The following is a 16,305-nucleotide window of genomic DNA, read 5'->3' on the forward strand; positions in this document are numbered from 1 at the left end:
GCCAAGGGCGAGGAGCACAAGGACTGGCAGGGCAACGAGTCCTGGCAGTCGGGGGCCGATGGCCAGGGCGGCGGCATGGCCGCCGACGAGTCGGGCAACGAGCAGGCCCGCAAGGACGACAACCGCAAGGACGAAGAGCGCAAGGACGAAGAGCGCAACGACCGGGACAACAAGGAGCACGACGCCAAGGACCGGGACCGGAGCGACGAGAACCGCAAGGACGAGGACCGCAAGGACGACAACCGCAAGGACGAAGAGCGCAACGACCGGGACAACAAGGAGCACGACGCCAAGGACCGGGACGAGGACCGCAAGGACGAGGACCGGAAGGACCACGACCGCAAGGACGAGGACCGCAAGGACTGGGACAACCGGAGCTGGGACAGCCGGGACGAGGACCGCAAGGACCACGACCGCAAGGACCACGACCGCAAGGACCACGACCGGGACTGCATGCCGCGTGGCCACGTCGACGGCGGTGACGGTGGCATGACCACCACCAGCCTGGACCGCAACATGGCCGCCAGCGGGGTTGGCGTCATCGGCGCCGCCGCCCTGGGCGGCATGATCCTGCTGCGCCGGCGGCGGGGCGATGACCTCGTCTGACCGGACGGCGACACGGGCCGGCGGCCGTCACGGGAAACCGTGGCGCGCCGCCGGCGCGGCCGTCGTCGTCCTGCTCGCCATGGTGGGCGCCGGCATGATCGGGGCGTCCGTGCGGACCGCGCCGCCGCCCCGCCCGCCCCAGCCGCTCGCCCAGGCCGGGCCCGCCGACCTGTCCCCGTCTCCGACCGCCATCCCGGGCCCCGCGGGCGTCATCGGCGCGGAGACCGCCGACCAGGCTTCCGTCGACGACGATTCCATGGTCACGCCGCACCCGGACCTCACCCTCGCCGGACTGCCCCGATCGACCCCGACGACCATCTCGATCCCCCGGATCGGCGTGCACGCCGAGATCATGACCCTCGGCATGAACTCGGACGGCACGGTCCAGGTGCCCCCGCTCGAGCAGGCCATGAAGGCGGGCTGGTACTCCCCGGGGCCCAGTCCCGGCGAGGTCGGCAACTCGGTCATCGTCGGCCACGTCGATTCGGCCAAGCTCGGGCCTGCCGTCTTCTTCAACCTCGGCTCGCTCCAGAAGGGCGACACCATCTCGATCGCCCGGGAGGACGGCTCGGCGGCCACGTTCACGGTGACCGAGGTGAAGTCGTACCCGAAGACGGCCTTCCCCACCGAGCTCGTCTACGGCCCTTCGGACAAGCCAAGCCTGCGGGTGGTCACCTGCGGTGGGGCGTTCGACGCGAGCGCCCGCAGCTACGTCGACAACGTCATCGCCTTCGCCAGCATGGCGTGAAGCGAGGCGGACGGGCGCGGCCCGGTGGTCGGGTGACCGACCACCGGGCCGCGCCGGCGTACCGTCAGGCCGCCGCCGAGGTCCGCACCAGGGTACGGATCTGCCGCAGCAGCACCGAGAGGGCGGACAGGTCGGCGCGGGACTCGTCGAACTCCCCCATCGCCCGGTGCGCCCGGTGGATCGAGGTGGCGTTCGCCTGCTCCCACTCCTGCACCCGCTCGACCGGCGGGAGGCTGTCCGGGGTGGAGCCGAGGACCTCCGCGGTGAGCGCGGCCAGCGCGGCGTACAGGTCGTAGCGCAGCGCCATCCGGGCCAGGGTCTGCCAGCGGTCCTCCCGCGGCAGCAGGGAGATCTTCGACAGCAGGGCGTCCACCCGGAACCGGTCGGAGAGGACGAAGTAGACCGAGGCCACCTCGCTCACGTCCCGGCCGGTCGACTGCGCGGTCTCCACGATGTCGAGCAGGCCGAAGCTGTACATCAGCCGGGTCGCCTGCTCGGCCAGGTCGCGGGGCAGCCCCTTGCCGGTCATCGAGTCCATGTGGGCGGCGATCGCCTCCCGCTCGGTGCCGTAGAAGAGGTTCTCCAGCTCTGGCAGGAGCCGGGCCACCCCGTCCCGCAGCCGGGCGATCTCCCCCGGCACGTCGATCGGCGAGCGCCGGTTGGTGACCAGCCAGCGCACCGCGCGGTCGAGCAGCCGGCGGGTGTCCAGGTAGACGCTCGTCTGCAACTCGGGCGAGACCTTGTTGTCCAGCGCCTCGACCGCGTCCCACAGCTCGCGCAGCCCGAACACCTCACGGACCACCACGTACGCCCGCAGTACGTCCGCCGCGGACGCGGCCGTCTCCTCGACCACCCGGAAGACGAACGTGATGCCGCCCCGGTTGATCGCCTCGTTGACCAGGACCGTAGTGACGATGTCGCGGCGCAGCCGGTGCTGGCCCATCCGGTCGGCGAACCGCTCGCGCAGCGGGGTCGGGAAGTAGTTGACCAGGACGTCGGTCGTCCACTCCTCGTCCGCCAGCCCCTCGCCGACGATCTCCCGCTCCAGCACGATCTTCACGTACGCCAGCAGCACCGCGAACTCCGGCGCGGTCAGCCCGGTCTCGCCGCGCACCGCCAGTTCCTCGTCCGGCGGCAGCGCCTCCAGCGCCCGGTCCAGCGCCCCCGACCGCTCCATGTCGCTGATCATGCGGCGGTGCACCGGGAGCAGCGAGGCGGCCTGGGCCTGGGCGTTGTTCAGCGCCCGGGCCTGGTCGTAGTTGTCCCGCAGCACCAGCTCGGCGACCTCGTCGGTCATCTGCGCCAGCAGCTCGTCGCGTTCCGGCATGTCCAGCGCGCCGTCGGCGACCGCCGTGTTGAGCAGGATCTTGATGTTCACCTCGTGGTCGGAGCAGTCCACCCCGGCCGCGTTGTCGATGAAGTCGGTGTACATCCGCCCGCCGGCCGAGGCGTACTCGATCCGGCCGTGCTGGGTGAAGCCCAGGTTGCCGCCCTCGCCGACCACCCGGCAGCGCAGGCCCTTGCCGTCCACCCGGATGGCGTCGTTGGACTTGTCCCCGACCTCGGCGTTGGTCTGCGTCGACGCCTTCACGTAGGTGCCGATGCCGCCGTTCCAGAACAGGTCCACCGGCGCGGTGAGAATCGCCTTCATCAGCTCCTGCGGGCTGAGCTGCGTGACGTCGTCGGCGAGGCCGAGCACCGCACGCACCTGCGGCGAGACCGGCACCGACTTGGCGGTCCGCGAATACACCCCGCCACCGGCCGAGATCAGCTCGGTGTTGTAGTCCTCCCAGGACGACCGGGGCAGGTCGAACAGCCGCTTCCGCTCGTCCCACGAGGTGGCCGCGTCCGGGTCGGGGTCCAGGAAGATGTGCCGGTGGTCGAAGGCGGCCACCAGCCGGATGTGCTTCGACAGCAGCATCCCGTTGCCGAACACGTCGCCGGACATGTCGCCGACGCCGACCACGGTGAAGTCCTGCGTCTGGGTGTCGTGCCCCAGCTCCCGGAAGTGCCGCTTCACCGACTCCCAGGCGCCCCGGGCGGTGATGCCCATCTTCTTGTGGTCGTAGCCGGCCGAACCGCCGGAGGCGAACGCGTCGCCCAGCCAGAAGTTGTGCGCGGCGGAGATCTCGTTGGCGATGTCGGAGAAGGTCGCGGTGCCCTTGTCCGCCGCCACCACCAGGTACGGGTCGTCGGCGTCGTGCCGGACCACGTCCTCCGGCGGCACGATCTCGCCGCTGGAGATGTTGTCGGTGACGTCGAGCAGCGCGCCGACGAACTCCTTGTAGCAGGCCACCGCCTCGTCCCGGTCGCCCGGCTTCTGCTTCAGCACGAAGCCGCCCTTGGCGCCCACCGGCACGATCACGGCGTTCTTCACCATCTGCGCCTTGACCAGGCCGAGCACCTCGGTGCGGAAGTCCTCGCGCCGGTCCGACCAGCGCAGGCCGCCCCGGGCCACCGGCCCGAACCGCAGGTGCACGCCCTCGAACCGCGGCGAGTAGACGAAGATCTCGAACTTGGGCCGCGGCGCCGGCAGCTCCGGGATCGCCTGCGGGTCCAGCTTGAACGCGACGTACGACTTCGGTCGCCCGCCGACCGGCTTCTGGTAGAAGCTGGTGCGCAGGGTGGCCTGGATCAGCGTCAGGTAGGAGCGCAGGATGCGGTCCTGGTCGAGGCTGGCCACGTCGTCCAGCGCCGAGCCGATCGCGGTGACCAGCTCGCCGCTGCGCTGCCGGCGCTCGTCCAGGGTGGACGCGCCCGGCCGGAACCGGGTCTCGAAGAGCTCCACCAGCAGCGAGGCGATCCGCGGGTACGCGATGAAGGTCTGCTCCATGTACTCCTGCGAGAACACGGTGCCGGCCTGCCGCAGGTACTTCGCGTACGCCCGCAGCACCACCACCTGCCGCCAGGTGAGCCCGGCCCGGAGCACCAGCTCGTTGAAGCCGTCCACCTCGGCCTCGCCCCGCCAGGCGGCGGCGAAGGCGTTCTCCACGTGCGGGCGGACCTCGGCCAGCTCCTGGTGCGCCTCGGGCAGTTGCAGCCCGAAGTCGTAGAGCCAGATCCGGCCGTCGACGCGCTCCACCTCGTACGGGTGCTCGTCGACCACCTTGACGCCGAGCGAGTGCAGCACCGGCAGCACGGCAGAGAGCATCATCGGCTCGCCGTACCGGTAGACCTTGAACCGGACGTCCATGGTCTCGTCGACCTCGGCGCTCCGGCCGGTGCCGTTCGTGCGCCCGGCGAGCTGCTTGCGGAACAGGTGCATCTCCAGCTGGCCGGGCTCCTCCAGCAGCTCCAGCTTGGCCAGGTCCTTCATCGCCTCGTACGGCGTGTGCCCGTCCTTGTAGCCCTCCGGGAAGGCGTCGGCGTAGCGGCTGAACAGGTGCTTGGCCTGCTCGTCGCCGAGCTTGCGCTCCAGCACCAGCCGGTAGTCGTCGTCCCAGAGCCGGGTGGCGTCGGCCAGTTCCTCGGCGAGCAGGTCGGCGTCGATCTCCCCGGGCGGGCTGTTCGGGTCGGTCCGGACGATGAAGTGCACCCGGGCCAGCATCGACTCGGTCACCCGGGTGGTGTAGTCGACCCCGACGCCGTTCAGCTCGCGCAGCAGGATGTCCTGCATGCGCAGCCGGTTCTGGGTGGTGAACCGGTCCCGCGGCAGGTAGATCAGGCAGGAGATGAACCGCCCGTACCCGTCCCGGCGCAGGAAGACCCGCAGCTGCCGGCGGCCGGCCATGCGGAGCACGCCGATCACCGCGTGGTAGAGGTCGTCGGTCTTGATCTGGAACAGCTCGTCGCGCGGATAGGTCTCCAGGATCTGGAGCAGGTCCTTGCCGGAGTGGCTGCGCAGGCTCAGGCCCGAGCGGTCCAGCACCTCGGCGACCTTGCGCCGGACCACCGGCAGCTCCTGCACGCTGGTCCGGTAGGCCGCCGTGGAGAACAGGCCCAGAAAGCGCCGCTCCCCGACCACTTCACCGGCGTCGTTGAAGATCTTGAAGCCGATGTAGTCGAGGTAGGCCGAGCGGTGCACGGTGGCCCGCGAGTTGGCCTTGGTGATGATGAGCAGGCGCTTCTCCAGCACCTTCTCGTGCGCCTCGGGGGTCATCGAGTTCAGCGACCGGGCCTCCGGCGAGTCGGACCGCAGGATGCCCAGCCCGGTGCCGAGGACCGCCTCCAGGGCCTGGCCGCCGTCCGCGCCGTCCGTGTCGACCAGCCGGTACTCGCGGTAGCCGAGGAAGGTGAAGTGGTCGTGCGCCAGCCAGCGCAGCAGCTCCACCGAGTCGGTGATGTCCTTCTCCGGCACCGGCGGACGGTTGTCCGAGGTGCGCGCCGAGGCCAGCTCGTCGGCCAGGGCCAGGGCACGCTGCCGCATCTTCGGCCAGTCCTCGACGGCCTCCCGCACGTCGGTGAGCACCCGCTGCAGCTCCCGGCGCAGCGTGTCCCGCTCGGCCGCGTCGCGGACCGGGTCGATCTCGATCCGCATCCAGCTCTCGACCAGGTCGCCGGCGATCGCGTCGTCCGGCTCCACGTCCGCGGAGACCTCGGTCAGCCGGCCGAGCGGCTCACGCCGGACCACGACCAGCGGGTGCACCAGCAGGTGCACGTCGAGGTGGTGCGAGTTCAGCAGCGCGGTCACCGAGTCGACCAGGAACGGCATGTCGTCGGTGACGATCTCGATCACGGTGTGGTGCTGCTCGGCGTCGGGCTCGTGGATGCGCAGCTTCAGCTCGCCCGGTACCCGCTGCTGGGCGAGGTCCCGGTGGGCCCGGGCCGCGTCGAGCATCTCCTCGGCGGTGAAGCCGATCAGCTCCTCGTCCGGCGCGAACCGCCAGAAACGGCTCACCAGGGTGGCCGCGTCCTGATCGTCACCGGCCAGCGCGACCGCCTGGGCGACCAGGCGCTCCGCGTTCGGTACCGGCTCGTCCAGCTCGGCGTCCTCGGCCTCGTCGCCCAGTGCCGGCGCGGGCAGGCCCAGGTCGTAGAGGGTGTCGATGCTGGAACCGGTCATCCCGGTCACTCCTGTGTCGAGACGGCCGAAACCGTCCCCGTCGGTCGCCGAATCGAAGCTGTCATCGTCCCGGCTGGTGTCAGCCTGCCGGAGGTCGGGTCCCGGTTTGATCGCCGGACGCCGGTCCATCGGTGCCACTCCCCTCGACCCACCGCGTTGTGGGTCACTCTGCCGCCCAGCCTAGGCCTGCCGCTGTGCCCCTTCGTCGGCGGACCACCGGCCGGACGTCCGGATCGGGACTCTGTCCTTTCACCCGTTGCGGGTACGTGGTCGGCCGGTCGCGGAGTACCCGGACTGGCGATGTTCATCACACTGCCACAGGCCACTCTTTGCCTGCGCAAGGGCCGTTTCGGGGCGGTGGCGAGCCGCGGGGCGTACTAGCGTGCAGGGCAGTTTCAAACCGGAGGGATTGCTTCATGCTCCTGTCGTACCCCGTCCACCGCCACCTCTCCCCTCGCCGCCGGGTCCTCGCGGCGCTGGCCGCCGCCGTGCTGGCGGCGGGCGGGCTGACCGGGTGCTCGGGCGAGGACGGGCCGGAGCAGAGCGTCGACGCCTTCCTGAAGGGCTGGCACTCCGGCGACCTCCAGGCGGTCGGCTTCATCGACCCGACCGGCGCCAAGGTGCCGGCGACCGAGGTGACCAAGGAGCTCCGGTCGCTCGCCGGCGAGCTGGCCGACAGCCCGCCGAAGCTCGAGCGCACGGGCGAGGTGAAGGTCACCGCCGACATCGCCACCGCGCCGGTCCGGCTCACCTGGCCGCTGCCGGGCGGGACCACCTGGACCTACGAGAATCCGGTACGCCTCCGGCACGGTGCAGACGACCAGTGGCAGGTCATCTGGGAGCCGAGCGTCGTGCACGAGAAGCTGGCGGCCGGCGACCGGCTCGCACTGCGCCGGGAGGCCGCGCCCCGGACCGGCGTGCTCGACTCCGCCGGCGCCCCGATCGTCGCGCCCCGCCCGGTGGTCCGGGTGCAGGTCAACCCCGGCGAGGTCACCGACGTGAAGGGCCTGGTCCGGAAGCTCGACGCCGCGTTCAAGGCGGTCCGGCCCGCGCTCACCCCGCCGGTCGACCTCTCCGACCTGCCCAAGCGCCTGAGCGAGGCGGATCGGGGCGCGCTCGTCGAGGTGGTGACCCTGCGCGACGAGGCCTACCGCCAGATCAAGCCCCGCATCTACGAGCTGCCCGGCACCCGGTTCCAGTCCGACCAGCTCTTCCTGGCCCCGACCCGCGAGTTCGCCCGGGCCCTGCTCGGCTCGGTCGACCCGGCCCAGGCCGACGACCTCAAGGCCCACCCCGACAAGTACGTCCGGGGCGACCTGGTCGGCCACGGCGGCCTCCAGGGCCGCTACGACGACCGCCTGCGCGGCACCCCCGGGGTGACCGTGATCACCGAGCACCCCGCGGCGGAAGGCGCCACCGCACCCAGCGGGGTCGAGGTGTTCCGCAGCGAGCCGAAGGCCGGCCAGCCGCTGAAGACCACCCTCGACGTGGCCACCCAGAACGCCGCCGACGCGGCGCTGCGCGGGCAGGCCCGGCGGTCCGCCCTGGTGGCCGTACGCATCAGCGACGGCGCCGTGCTGGCCGCCGCCAACGGCCCCGGTGCGGCCGGCGAGAACCTCGCCTTCACCGCCCAGGTTCCGCCCGGCTCGACCTTCAAGATGGTCAGCGCCCTGGCCCTGCTCGACCGGGGCGCGGTGACCCCGGAGGCGACCGTGCGCTGCCCGAAGACGTTCGAGGTCGACGGCCGGTCCTTCAAGAACTCCGACAACTTCGAGCTGGGCGACGTCCCCTTCACCACCGACTTCGCGAAGTCCTGCAACACCGCCTTCACCTCGCTGGCGCCGAAGCTCGGCCCGGACGGGCTGGCGCAGGCCGGCCGCACGCTCGGCCTGGAGGCGTCCTGGGACCTCGGCACCGACGTCTTCACCGGCAAGGTCTCCGCCAACGGCTCGGCCACCGAGCAGGCCGCCGCCGCGATCGGCCAGGGCACCACCGTGGTCAGCCCGCTCGCCATGGCCGGCGCCACCGCCGCCGTGGCCCGCGGCCACTGGGAGCAGCCCAAGCTGCTGCTGGACCCGGCCCCGGCGAAGCCCGCCCCGGCCGGCCCGGCCCTCAAGGCGGAGTCGGTGACGGCGCTCCGGACGATGATGCGCGCGGTGGTCACCAGCGGCACGGCCAGCGCACTGGCGGACGTGCCCGGCGAGCCGGTGTACGGCAAGACCGGCACCGCCGAGTACGACAACAACCCGGCGCACACCCACGCCTGGTTCGTCGGCTGGCAGGGCGACGTGGCGTTCGCGGTCTTCGTCGAGCAGGGCGGGTCGAGCACCGCCAGCGCCGTCCCGATCGCCGAACGCTTCCTCCGCGGCCTCGACGCCCGCTGACGGATCAGGCGATGTCCACACCCGGTCGGGTCGGGTCCGGCTCCGACTCGTCCGCCTCCTCCACGCCGGCCACCCGGCGCAGCAACCCGGGCCCGGCCGATGCCAGCGGTCCGGCCGGCTCGGGTCCGTCCGACCCGTTCGGCTCCACCGCCCGGCGCAGCGAGCCCGGACGGGCCGGGTCGGCGGGCGGGGGCTCGGCCGCCGGCCGGTCGCCGTTGCCGTCGGGATCGTCTCCGTCCCCGGTCGGGGTCGGGCCGATCGGCTCGACCGCCACCGCGGGCGCCGGAACGGCCGCCGGGCCGGGCAGCACGTCGCGCGACGGTGGCCGGCCGTTGCCGGGCCGGGGCGCCGGGGCCACCGGGCCGGACGGCAGCAGCCGGGGCGGCGTCGCGCCGGGCGCGACGACCGGGGCGAGCCCGGCCACCACGGTGTTGACGATCTCGGCGGCGTAGGAGCCGTCGGGGTCGTAGTCGGGGTCGAAGACGGTCAGCTCGACGCCGAGGCAGTGCGGGGTGTCCACCAGCCCGGCGAGCAGGATCTCCAGCTCGGCGAAGGCGATGCCGCCCGCGTCCGGCGCGTCGACCGCGGGCATCACCGCCGGGTCGAGCACGTCCACGTCGATGTGCACCCAGTAGCCGGCGCAGTCGGCCAGTTGCTCGTGCGCCCACTGGGCGGTGCGGGCCGCCCCCTCGGCGCGCAGCGCCGGGACCGGGCGGGTGGTGATGCCGGCGGCCTGGAGATCGAGCCGGTACTCGTCCTGAGCCCGGATGCCGAGCACCACCACGTCGATGTCCCGGAAGTAGGGGCGCCGCCCCTCGATGGCGGCCAGGTCGGCCTGCCCCCGGCCGGTGACCAGGGCCAGGTCCTCGCCCGCCGCCGCGCCCACGTACGAGGCGTTGCCGGGGTGCCGGAAGTCGGAGTGGCCGTCGACGAAGACCAGCCCGATCCGCCCGCCGACCGCCTCGCCGAGCCGGTGCATGGCCATCGCCGAGCCGAGCAGCACGGAGCAGTCCCCGCCGAGCACCAGCGGGAACTCGCCGCGGTCGATGATCGCGCCGATCCGGTCGGCCAGCGCCACCGAGTAGCCGGAGATCTCCGGCGCGTGGCAGACCCCGTCGCCGGGGCGCCAGTCACCCGGGTCGTACCGGGGCGGGGTGAGGCAGCCGGCGTCGCGGGCCCGCAGCCGGGCGAGCAGGCCGTGGTCGCGCAGCGCGCCGGGCGCCTTCGCGCAGCCCGGGACGGAGGTGGACGTGGGTGGGCGCAGGCCGAGGTTCGTCGGCGCGTCGAGGACGGCGATCCGGCGCATCATGGGCTCCCGTCCTCGATGGTCGGGCGGGCCGGCCGGTACGCCGGCCCGCGCTGGCGTGCGGTGAACTCAGAACAGGGCGCTGGCCAGGGCACGTCGGGCGGCCGCCACGGCGGGGTCGTCCGGGCCGGCGATGGTGAACAGCGACACCAGGTGCTGGCGGACCTGCTCCCGGTCGTCGCCGGCGGTCCGGCGGACCAGGCCGACGAGCCGGGCGTACGCCTGCTCGGCCAGCCCGCTGAGCACCTCGATGTCGGCGGCGAGGAGCTGGGCCTCGATGTCGTCGGGGGCCTGCTCGGCGGCGGCGAGCGCGGCGCGCGGGTCGGCGCCGGCCACCCGCCGGGCGACCCCGACCTGGGCCAGGCCGGCCTCGGCCGCGACGTCCGCCGGGCTCTCGGCCAGGATCTTCCGGTACGCCGCCTCGGCGGCCTCCAGGTCGCCGGACATCAGCGCGTCGTCGGCCTCGGTCAGCCGGGGGTCCTCCGGCTCGGCGACGGTCACGCCACCGGCCTTGAGGATGGCCTGGATCCACTGGCGGAGCTGGGCCTCCGGCACCACGCCGGAGAAGGCGTCGATCGGCTGCCCGCCGACCACCGCGTAGACCATCGGGATGCCCTGGACCCGGAACATCTGGGCCAGCCGCGGGTTGGCGTCGACGTCGACCCTGGCGAGCACCCAGGCGCCCTCGCCCTCGGCGGCCAGCCGCTCCAGCACCGGCGAGAGCTGCTTGCAGGGCTCGCACCACTCGGCCCAGAAGTCCACGACCACCGGCGTGGTCAGCGACCGCTCCAACACCTCGGACTGGAAGGTCGCCTCGGTCACGTCGATGACGGCCAGGGCGCCGCCCGCCGGCGGGCCGCCGGGTACGCCAGCCGGCGGGCCGGCCTGGCTCGGTGTGCTGGGACGGGAGGGTTCGGAAGTGCCGCGCAACGCGCTGAGGTCGACCGCGCCGCGGGTGAAGATCGACGAGGTGATCCGTGGGTCGCTCATGGTTATCTAGTCTCGCACGTGTCCCGCGGAACTCAGATCAACCGCGTCGGCGACAGTTGCAACTGTCACGCCTGGTCGGCGCCACCCCACCCCCACCCCGCCGATCTTGCAGTTTCGGCCCCGGCAAATGCCGCAGAGGCCGCACCTGCCGGGCCCGGAGTGCAAGATCGCGGAGGACGGGTCAGAAGCGGGCGGGCTCGCGGTAGACGCCCCACTCGGCCCGCAGCGCGTCGCAGATCTCGCCCAGCGTGGCCTCGGCACGGACGGCGTCCAGCATGGCCGGGATCATGTTCTCCCCGGTCCGGCTGACCTCGACCATCCGCTGCACGGCGGCCTTCACGGCGGCGTCGTCGCGGCCCACCTTGCGCTCGGCGAGCATCCGGCGCTGCTCCAGCTCGACCTCGTGCGAGATGCGCAGGATCTCCAGGTCCTTCGCCACGGTGCCGGTGTGGCAGTTGACCCCGACGATCCGCTTGTCGCCCTTCTCCAGCGCCTGCTGGTAGACGAAGGCCGACTCGGCGATGTGGCCGGTGAACCAGCCGTCCTCGATGCCGCGCAGGATGCCCGAGGTCATCGGGCCGATCTTGTGCGGGCCCTCGCCGCCGAGCTGCCGGATCCGGGCGAAGATCTCCTCCGCCTCGGCCTCGATCTTGTCGGTCAGCGCCTCGACGTACCACGAGCCGCCGAGCGGGTCGGCGACGTTGACGACCCCGGTCTCCTCCATCAGCACCTGCTGGGTACGCAGGGCGATCTCGGCCGACTCGTCGGTGGGCAGGGCGAGGGTCTCGTCGAGTGCGTTGGTGTGCAGCGAGTTGGTGCCGCCGAGCACGGCCGCCAGGGCCTCCACGGCGGTCCGCACCACGTTGTTGACCGGCTGCTGGGCGGTCAGCGACACCCCGGCGGTCTGCGTGTGGAACCGCAGCCACTGGGCCTTCTCGCTGGTGGCGCCGTAGACGTCGCGCAGCCAGCGGGCCCAGATCCGGCGGGCCGCGCGGAACTTGGCGATCTCCTCGAAGAAGTCCACGTGGGAGTCGAAGAAGAAGCTCAGGCCCGGGGCGAAGACGTTGACGTCCAGCCCGCGGGAGAGCCCCAGCTCGACGTAGCCGAACCCGTCGGCCAGGGTGTACGCCAGCTCCTGCGCGGCGGTCGAACCCGCCTCGCGGATGTGGTAGCCGGACACCGACAGCGGCTTGTACCGCGGAATCTCCCGGGCGCAGTACTCCATCAGGTCGCCGATGAGGCGCAGGTGCGGCTCCGGGTCGAAGAGCCACTCCTTCTGCGCGATGTACTCCTTGAAGATGTCCGTCTGGAGCGTGCCGTCCAGGGTGGACACGTCGGCACCCTGCCGCTCGGCGGCGACCAGGTACATGCAGAAGACCGGCACGGCCGGGCCGGAGATGGTCATCGAGGTGGTCACGCCGGCCAGGTCGATGCCGTCGAAGAGCACCTCCATGTCGGCGGCCGAGTCGATCGCCACGCCGCAGTGGCCGACCTCGCCGAGCGACTGCGGGTCGTCGGAGTCGCGCCCCATCAGGGTCGGCATGTCGAAGGCGACGGAGAGCCCGCCGCCGCCGGCGCCGAGGATCATCTTGTAGCGCTCGTTGGTCTGCTGGGCGTTGCCGAACCCGGCGAACTGCCGGATGGTCCAGGTCCGCCCGCGGTAGCCGGTCGGGTAGAGCCCTCGGGTGTACGGGAACTCGCCCGGCCAGCCGATCCGCTCGAAGCCCGGGTAGGGCACCCCCTCGGGCGGACCGTACACCGGGTCCACGGTCATCCCGGAGAGCGTGGTGAAGTCCGCGTCCCGCTTGCGGGCGGCGTCGTAGCGGGCCTGCCAGCGGGCCCGACCGGCGGCGATCTCGTCGGCGTCCATGCGCGGAGCTCCTCCTCGAGTCCTCGGATGCAGTCCGAGTGTAGAACGCCAGCCTGAACGATCGCTAAGGATGTGCGTACCGGCCGGTAACCTGGATCAGGCCGAGGGCGCCGCCGGACCGCCCAGCGCCACGTCGTCGACCCGGATGTTGATCTCGTCGACCCGCAGCCCGTACGCCTCGACCGCCGAGGTCACCGCGGCGCGCACCGCGTCGGTCACCTCCGGCACCGGCCGGCCGCCGTCGATCACGATCACCAGGTTGACCACCGCCGCCCCGTCGGTGACGTGCGCCGAGCAGCCGCGCCGGGCGTCGCCGACCTGGTCCAGCCCGACCCGGTCCAGCACGGCGTTGAAGAAGCGGGCCACGTCGCCGCCGAGCTCGGCCACCCCGGACACCGACTTCGCGGCGGCCACCGCGATCTTCTCCACCACCTCGTCGGAGACGTGCGTCGCACCGCCCGCCACCGCGTTCGGCAGCACCGACAGCTCCTGGGTCTCGTCAGCCATGCTCTCCCACCGGGTTCGTCCGGCCCCACGCGCTCAGTGAGGCGGTGCGAGCGTACTAGGCGGCCGGGATCCGCAGTGGACCCGTCAGGCGCCGGTCCGCCCCTCGGCGATCCGGCGTTCAAAAGATCGCTGATCGCGCCGGCGGATCAGGCGCCCAACTGCTCCAGCAGTTCGGCGGCCGCCGCGTACGGGTCGATGGCGCCCTCGGCCACCTTGGCCGCCAGCGTCGGCAGTTGCGTACCGTCGCGCAGCGAGCCGATCCGGTCCCGCAGGGTGCCCAGCGCGATCGCCTCGATCTCGGCGGCGGCCCGCGCCTCCCGGCGACGCCGCAGCTCGCCGTGGCGCTCCAGCCAGTCGCGGTGCTTGTCGATCGCGGCGGCGATGTCGTCGATGCCCTCGGCGCGGGCGGCGATGGAGCGGACCACCTGCGGCCGCCACTCGCCCGGCCCGCGCTCGCCCAGCGCGATCATGCCCTGGATGTCGCGCACGGTGGCGTCGGCGCCGTCCCGGTCGGCCTTGTTCACCACGAAGACGTCGGCGATCTCCAGGATGCCGGCCTTGACCGCCTGGATGGCGTCGCCCATGCCCGGCGCGAGCAGCACCAGCGTGGTGTCGGCCAGCGAGGCCACCTCGACCTCGGCCTGGCCGACGCCGACGGTCTCCACCAGCACCACGTCGCAGCCGGCGCCCTCCAGCACCCGCACCGCCTGCGGCGTGGCCGCGGACAGCCCGCCCAGGTGGCCCCGGCTGGACATCGAGCGGATGTAGACGCCCGGGTCGGTGGCGTGGTCCTGCATCCGGACCCGGTCACCGAGGATCGCCCCGCCGGTGAACGGGCTGGACGGGTCGATGGCCAGCACGCCCACCCGGTGGCCGCGCGCCCGCAGCGCCCGGACCAGCTCGTTGGTGGTGGTCGACTTGCCCACGCCCGGTGAGCCGGTCAGGCCGACCACCTGGGCGTGCCCGGCGAAGGGCGCCAGCGCCGCCGCGACCTGCGGCAGCACCTCGTCGCCGGACTCGACCAGGGTGATCAGCCGGGCCACCGCGCGGGGGTCGCCCCCGCGGGCCCGCTCGACCAGCAGGGGTACGTCCCGGCTGCGGCGCACCGAGCCGGTGGCCGCCGCCGGGACGTTCTGGACGCTGTCGGCCACGGTCAGCTCTCGGCGCCGTTCGGGACGTGGATGATCAGCGCGTCGCCCTGGCCGCCGCCGCCGCAGAGCGCGGCCGCACCGGTGCCGCCGCCGCGCCGCTTGAGCTCCAGTGCCAGGGTGAGCACCAGCCGGGCGCCGGACATGCCGATCGGGTGGCCGAGCGCGATGGCGCCGCCGTTGACGTTCACCTTGTCGGTGCTGATCCCGAGGTCCCGCGCGGACTGGATGCCGACCTGGGCGAACGCCTCGTTGATCTCGATGAGGTCGAGGTCGGCGACGCTCAGGCCGCCCTTCTTCAGCGCGTGCTGGATGGCGTTGGACGGCTGCGAGTGCAGCGAGTTGTCCGGGCCGGCCACGTTGCCGTGCGCGCCGATCTCGGCCAGCCAGGTGAGCCCCAGCTCCTTGGCCTTGGCCTTGCTCATCACGACCACCGCCGCGGCGCCGTCGGAGATCGGCGAGGAGCTGCCGGCGGTGATGGTGCCGTCCTTGGTGAACGCCGGGCGGAGCTTGCCCAGCGACTCGGCCGTGGTGTCGGGGCGAATGCCCTCGTCCTCGCTGATCACCAGTGGGTCGCCCTTGCGCTGCGGGATGATCACCGGGGTGATCTCGTCGGCGAAGTGACCGTTCTTCTGCGCGGCGGCGGCGCGCTGATGGCTGGCCGCGGCGAACGCGTCCTGCTCCTCGCGGGTGATGCCGTGCTTCACCCCGTGCCGCTCGGTGGACTCGCCCATCGAGCAGCAGTCCCAGGCGTCGGTGAGACCGTCCAGGGCCATGTGGTCCTTGATGGTCACGTCGCCGTACTTGTAGCCGGAGCGCTGGCCGAGCATCAGGTGCGGGGCGTTGGTCATCGACTCCATGCCGCCGGCCACCACGATGTCGAACTCGCCGGCCCGGATGAGCTGGTCGGCCAGGGCGATCGCGTCCAGGCCGGAGAGGCAGACCTTGTTGATGGTCAGCGCCGGGGTGGACATGGGGATGCCCGCCTCGACGGCGGCCTGGCGGGCCGGGATCTGGCCCGCGCCGGCCTGGAGCACCTGCCCCATGATCACGTACTGGACCTGGTCCGGGGCCACGCCGGCGCGCTCCAGCGCTGCCTTGATCGCGACGCCACCGAGCTTCGTCGCGGGGAGGTCCTTGAGGTTGCCCAGCAGGCGCCCCATCGGGGTCCGCGCGCCGCTGACGATCACCGAAGCCATGCCTGCCTCCGAGGGGTGCCGACCTGTACGCCTTAACGATTGTTAGGACGCACCATATCTGCCGGGAAGAGCGACAGTACGGTGACCCCGAGCACGTCCGCAATGCGCTCCAGATCATGACGGTCGATGGCTTGGTCGTCGCGCCGCGGCGCCCGGCCTCCGGGCCCGGCCGGCCCGACGCGGCAGCAACAGCACGCCTTCGCCGGGCTGTTCGCGCGTTCAGCCCTGACGCGGCCGGCGCCGACGCGGCGGCACCGGCCCCCTGGGCGACGACGCCAGCGACAGGTGCGTCCCTCGGGCGGCCACCTCGATCCGCGGCGTCCGGTCCGGCGGGAGGTGCTCCCGCTGGGCGACCACCACCACGTCGACCTTCCCGTCGATCATCATCTGCCTGACCTCGTCCCACGGTGCCGTGGTGATGATCCCGAGGAGGTCGTAGCGGCAGCGCCTCGCGTGGTCCAGGCAGGTCATGAGGTGGGGTTCGATCGGGTCGACGTGGGAGGGGATCCAGATGGCAGCGACGGGGCGTGACAGTGAACTCACCA

At 72.5% G+C, this 16,305-nt stretch carries 10 protein-coding genes and 1 pseudogene; 3 read left to right on the forward strand and 8 right to left on the reverse strand.

Annotation, left to right across the window (positions count from 1 at the left end; translation table 11 throughout):
* Both AB0F68_RS23135 and AB0F68_RS23140 read left to right on the forward strand, forming a co-directional pair.
* Positions 1-606 (forward strand): annotated as a pseudogene (locus AB0F68_RS23135) (hypothetical protein); the annotation flags it as partial.
* Complete coding sequence (locus AB0F68_RS23140; RefSeq protein ID WP_357341622.1) at positions 593-1,354, forward strand: class F sortase; 762 nt, start codon at positions 593-595, stop codon at positions 1,352-1,354. The pseudogene AB0F68_RS23135 and the gene AB0F68_RS23140, both read left to right, overlap by 14 nt.
* A 64-nt stretch (positions 1,355-1,418) precedes the next feature.
* Here AB0F68_RS23140 and AB0F68_RS23145 read toward each other — a convergent pair whose 3' ends face one another.
* Positions 1,419-6,485, reverse strand: coding sequence for an NAD-glutamate dehydrogenase (locus tag AB0F68_RS23145; protein ID WP_357341623.1), 5,067 nt, complete (start codon positions 6,483-6,485; stop codon positions 1,419-1,421).
* A gap of 287 nt (positions 6,486-6,772) precedes the next feature.
* Between AB0F68_RS23145 and AB0F68_RS23150 the strand changes: the two genes are divergently transcribed.
* Complete coding sequence (locus AB0F68_RS23150) at positions 6,773-8,740, forward strand: penicillin-binding transpeptidase domain-containing protein (protein WP_357341624.1); 1,968 nt, start codon at positions 6,773-6,775, stop codon at positions 8,738-8,740.
* A 4-nt stretch (positions 8,741-8,744) separates the two neighbouring features.
* Here the strand turns inward: AB0F68_RS23150 and AB0F68_RS23155 are convergent, their stop codons facing one another.
* The 7 genes from AB0F68_RS23155 to AB0F68_RS23185 form a co-directional block, all read right to left on the reverse strand.
* Positions 8,745-10,049, reverse strand: coding sequence for an arginase family protein (locus AB0F68_RS23155; RefSeq protein WP_357341625.1), 1,305 nt, complete (start codon positions 10,047-10,049; stop codon positions 8,745-8,747).
* A gap of 66 nt (positions 10,050-10,115) precedes the next feature.
* A complete protein-coding gene (locus AB0F68_RS23160) occupies positions 10,116-11,036 on the reverse strand; it encodes a tetratricopeptide repeat protein (RefSeq protein WP_357341626.1) in 921 nt (306 codons plus the stop codon).
* Positions 11,037-11,217: 181 nt separating this feature from the next.
* Entirely contained in the window at positions 11,218-12,906 is a 1,689-nt protein-coding gene (locus AB0F68_RS23165; protein ID WP_357341627.1) for a methylmalonyl-CoA mutase family protein, read from the reverse strand.
* Between the two features lie 96 nt (positions 12,907-13,002).
* Positions 13,003-13,413, reverse strand: a complete 411-nt coding sequence (locus tag AB0F68_RS23170) for an Asp23/Gls24 family envelope stress response protein (protein ID WP_357341628.1) — start codon at positions 13,411-13,413, stop codon at positions 13,003-13,005.
* Between the two features lie 146 nt (positions 13,414-13,559).
* Positions 13,560-14,564 (reverse strand): methylmalonyl Co-A mutase-associated GTPase MeaB, encoded by a 1,005-nt coding sequence (gene meaB, locus AB0F68_RS23175; protein ID WP_357341629.1) that lies wholly within the window; start codon positions 14,562-14,564, stop codon positions 13,560-13,562.
* Between the two features lie 2 nt (positions 14,565-14,566).
* Positions 14,567-15,760: an acetyl-CoA C-acetyltransferase gene (locus AB0F68_RS23180; protein ID WP_357341630.1), complete on the reverse strand. Its 1,194-nt coding sequence runs from the start codon at positions 15,758-15,760 to the stop codon at positions 14,567-14,569.
* Between the two features lie 219 nt (positions 15,761-15,979).
* On the reverse strand, positions 15,980-16,303 hold the full coding sequence (locus AB0F68_RS23185; protein ID WP_357341631.1) for a hypothetical protein: 324 nt from the start codon (positions 16,301-16,303) through the stop codon (positions 15,980-15,982).
* Positions 16,304-16,305: the final 2 nt, after the last annotated feature.

Origin of the sequence: Micromonospora sp. NPDC023966, assembly GCF_040639095.1 — a bacterium.
GTDB lineage: Bacteria > Actinomycetota > Actinomycetes > Mycobacteriales > Micromonosporaceae > Micromonospora.

Bases quoted from the DNA above. Each gene is read 5' to 3' on its own strand.
- AB0F68_RS23140 (WP_357341622.1), top strand. From the start codon at position 593: ATGACCTCGTCTGACCGGACGGCGACACGGGCCGGCGGCCGTCACGGG.
- AB0F68_RS23145 (WP_357341623.1), bottom strand. From the start codon at position 6,485: ATGGACCGGCGTCCGGCGATCAAACCGGGACCCGACCTCCGGCAGGCT.
- AB0F68_RS23150 (WP_357341624.1), top strand. From the start codon at position 6,773: ATGCTCCTGTCGTACCCCGTCCACCGCCACCTCTCCCCTCGCCGCCGG.
- AB0F68_RS23155 (WP_357341625.1), bottom strand. From the start codon at position 10,049: ATGATGCGCCGGATCGCCGTCCTCGACGCGCCGACGAACCTCGGCCTG.
- AB0F68_RS23160 (WP_357341626.1), bottom strand. From the start codon at position 11,036: ATGAGCGACCCACGGATCACCTCGTCGATCTTCACCCGCGGCGCGGTC.
- AB0F68_RS23165 (WP_357341627.1), bottom strand. From the start codon at position 12,906: ATGGACGCCGACGAGATCGCCGCCGGTCGGGCCCGCTGGCAGGCCCGC.
- AB0F68_RS23170 (WP_357341628.1), bottom strand. From the start codon at position 13,413: ATGGCTGACGAGACCCAGGAGCTGTCGGTGCTGCCGAACGCGGTGGCG.
- AB0F68_RS23180 (WP_357341630.1), bottom strand. From the start codon at position 15,760: ATGGCTTCGGTGATCGTCAGCGGCGCGCGGACCCCGATGGGGCGCCTG.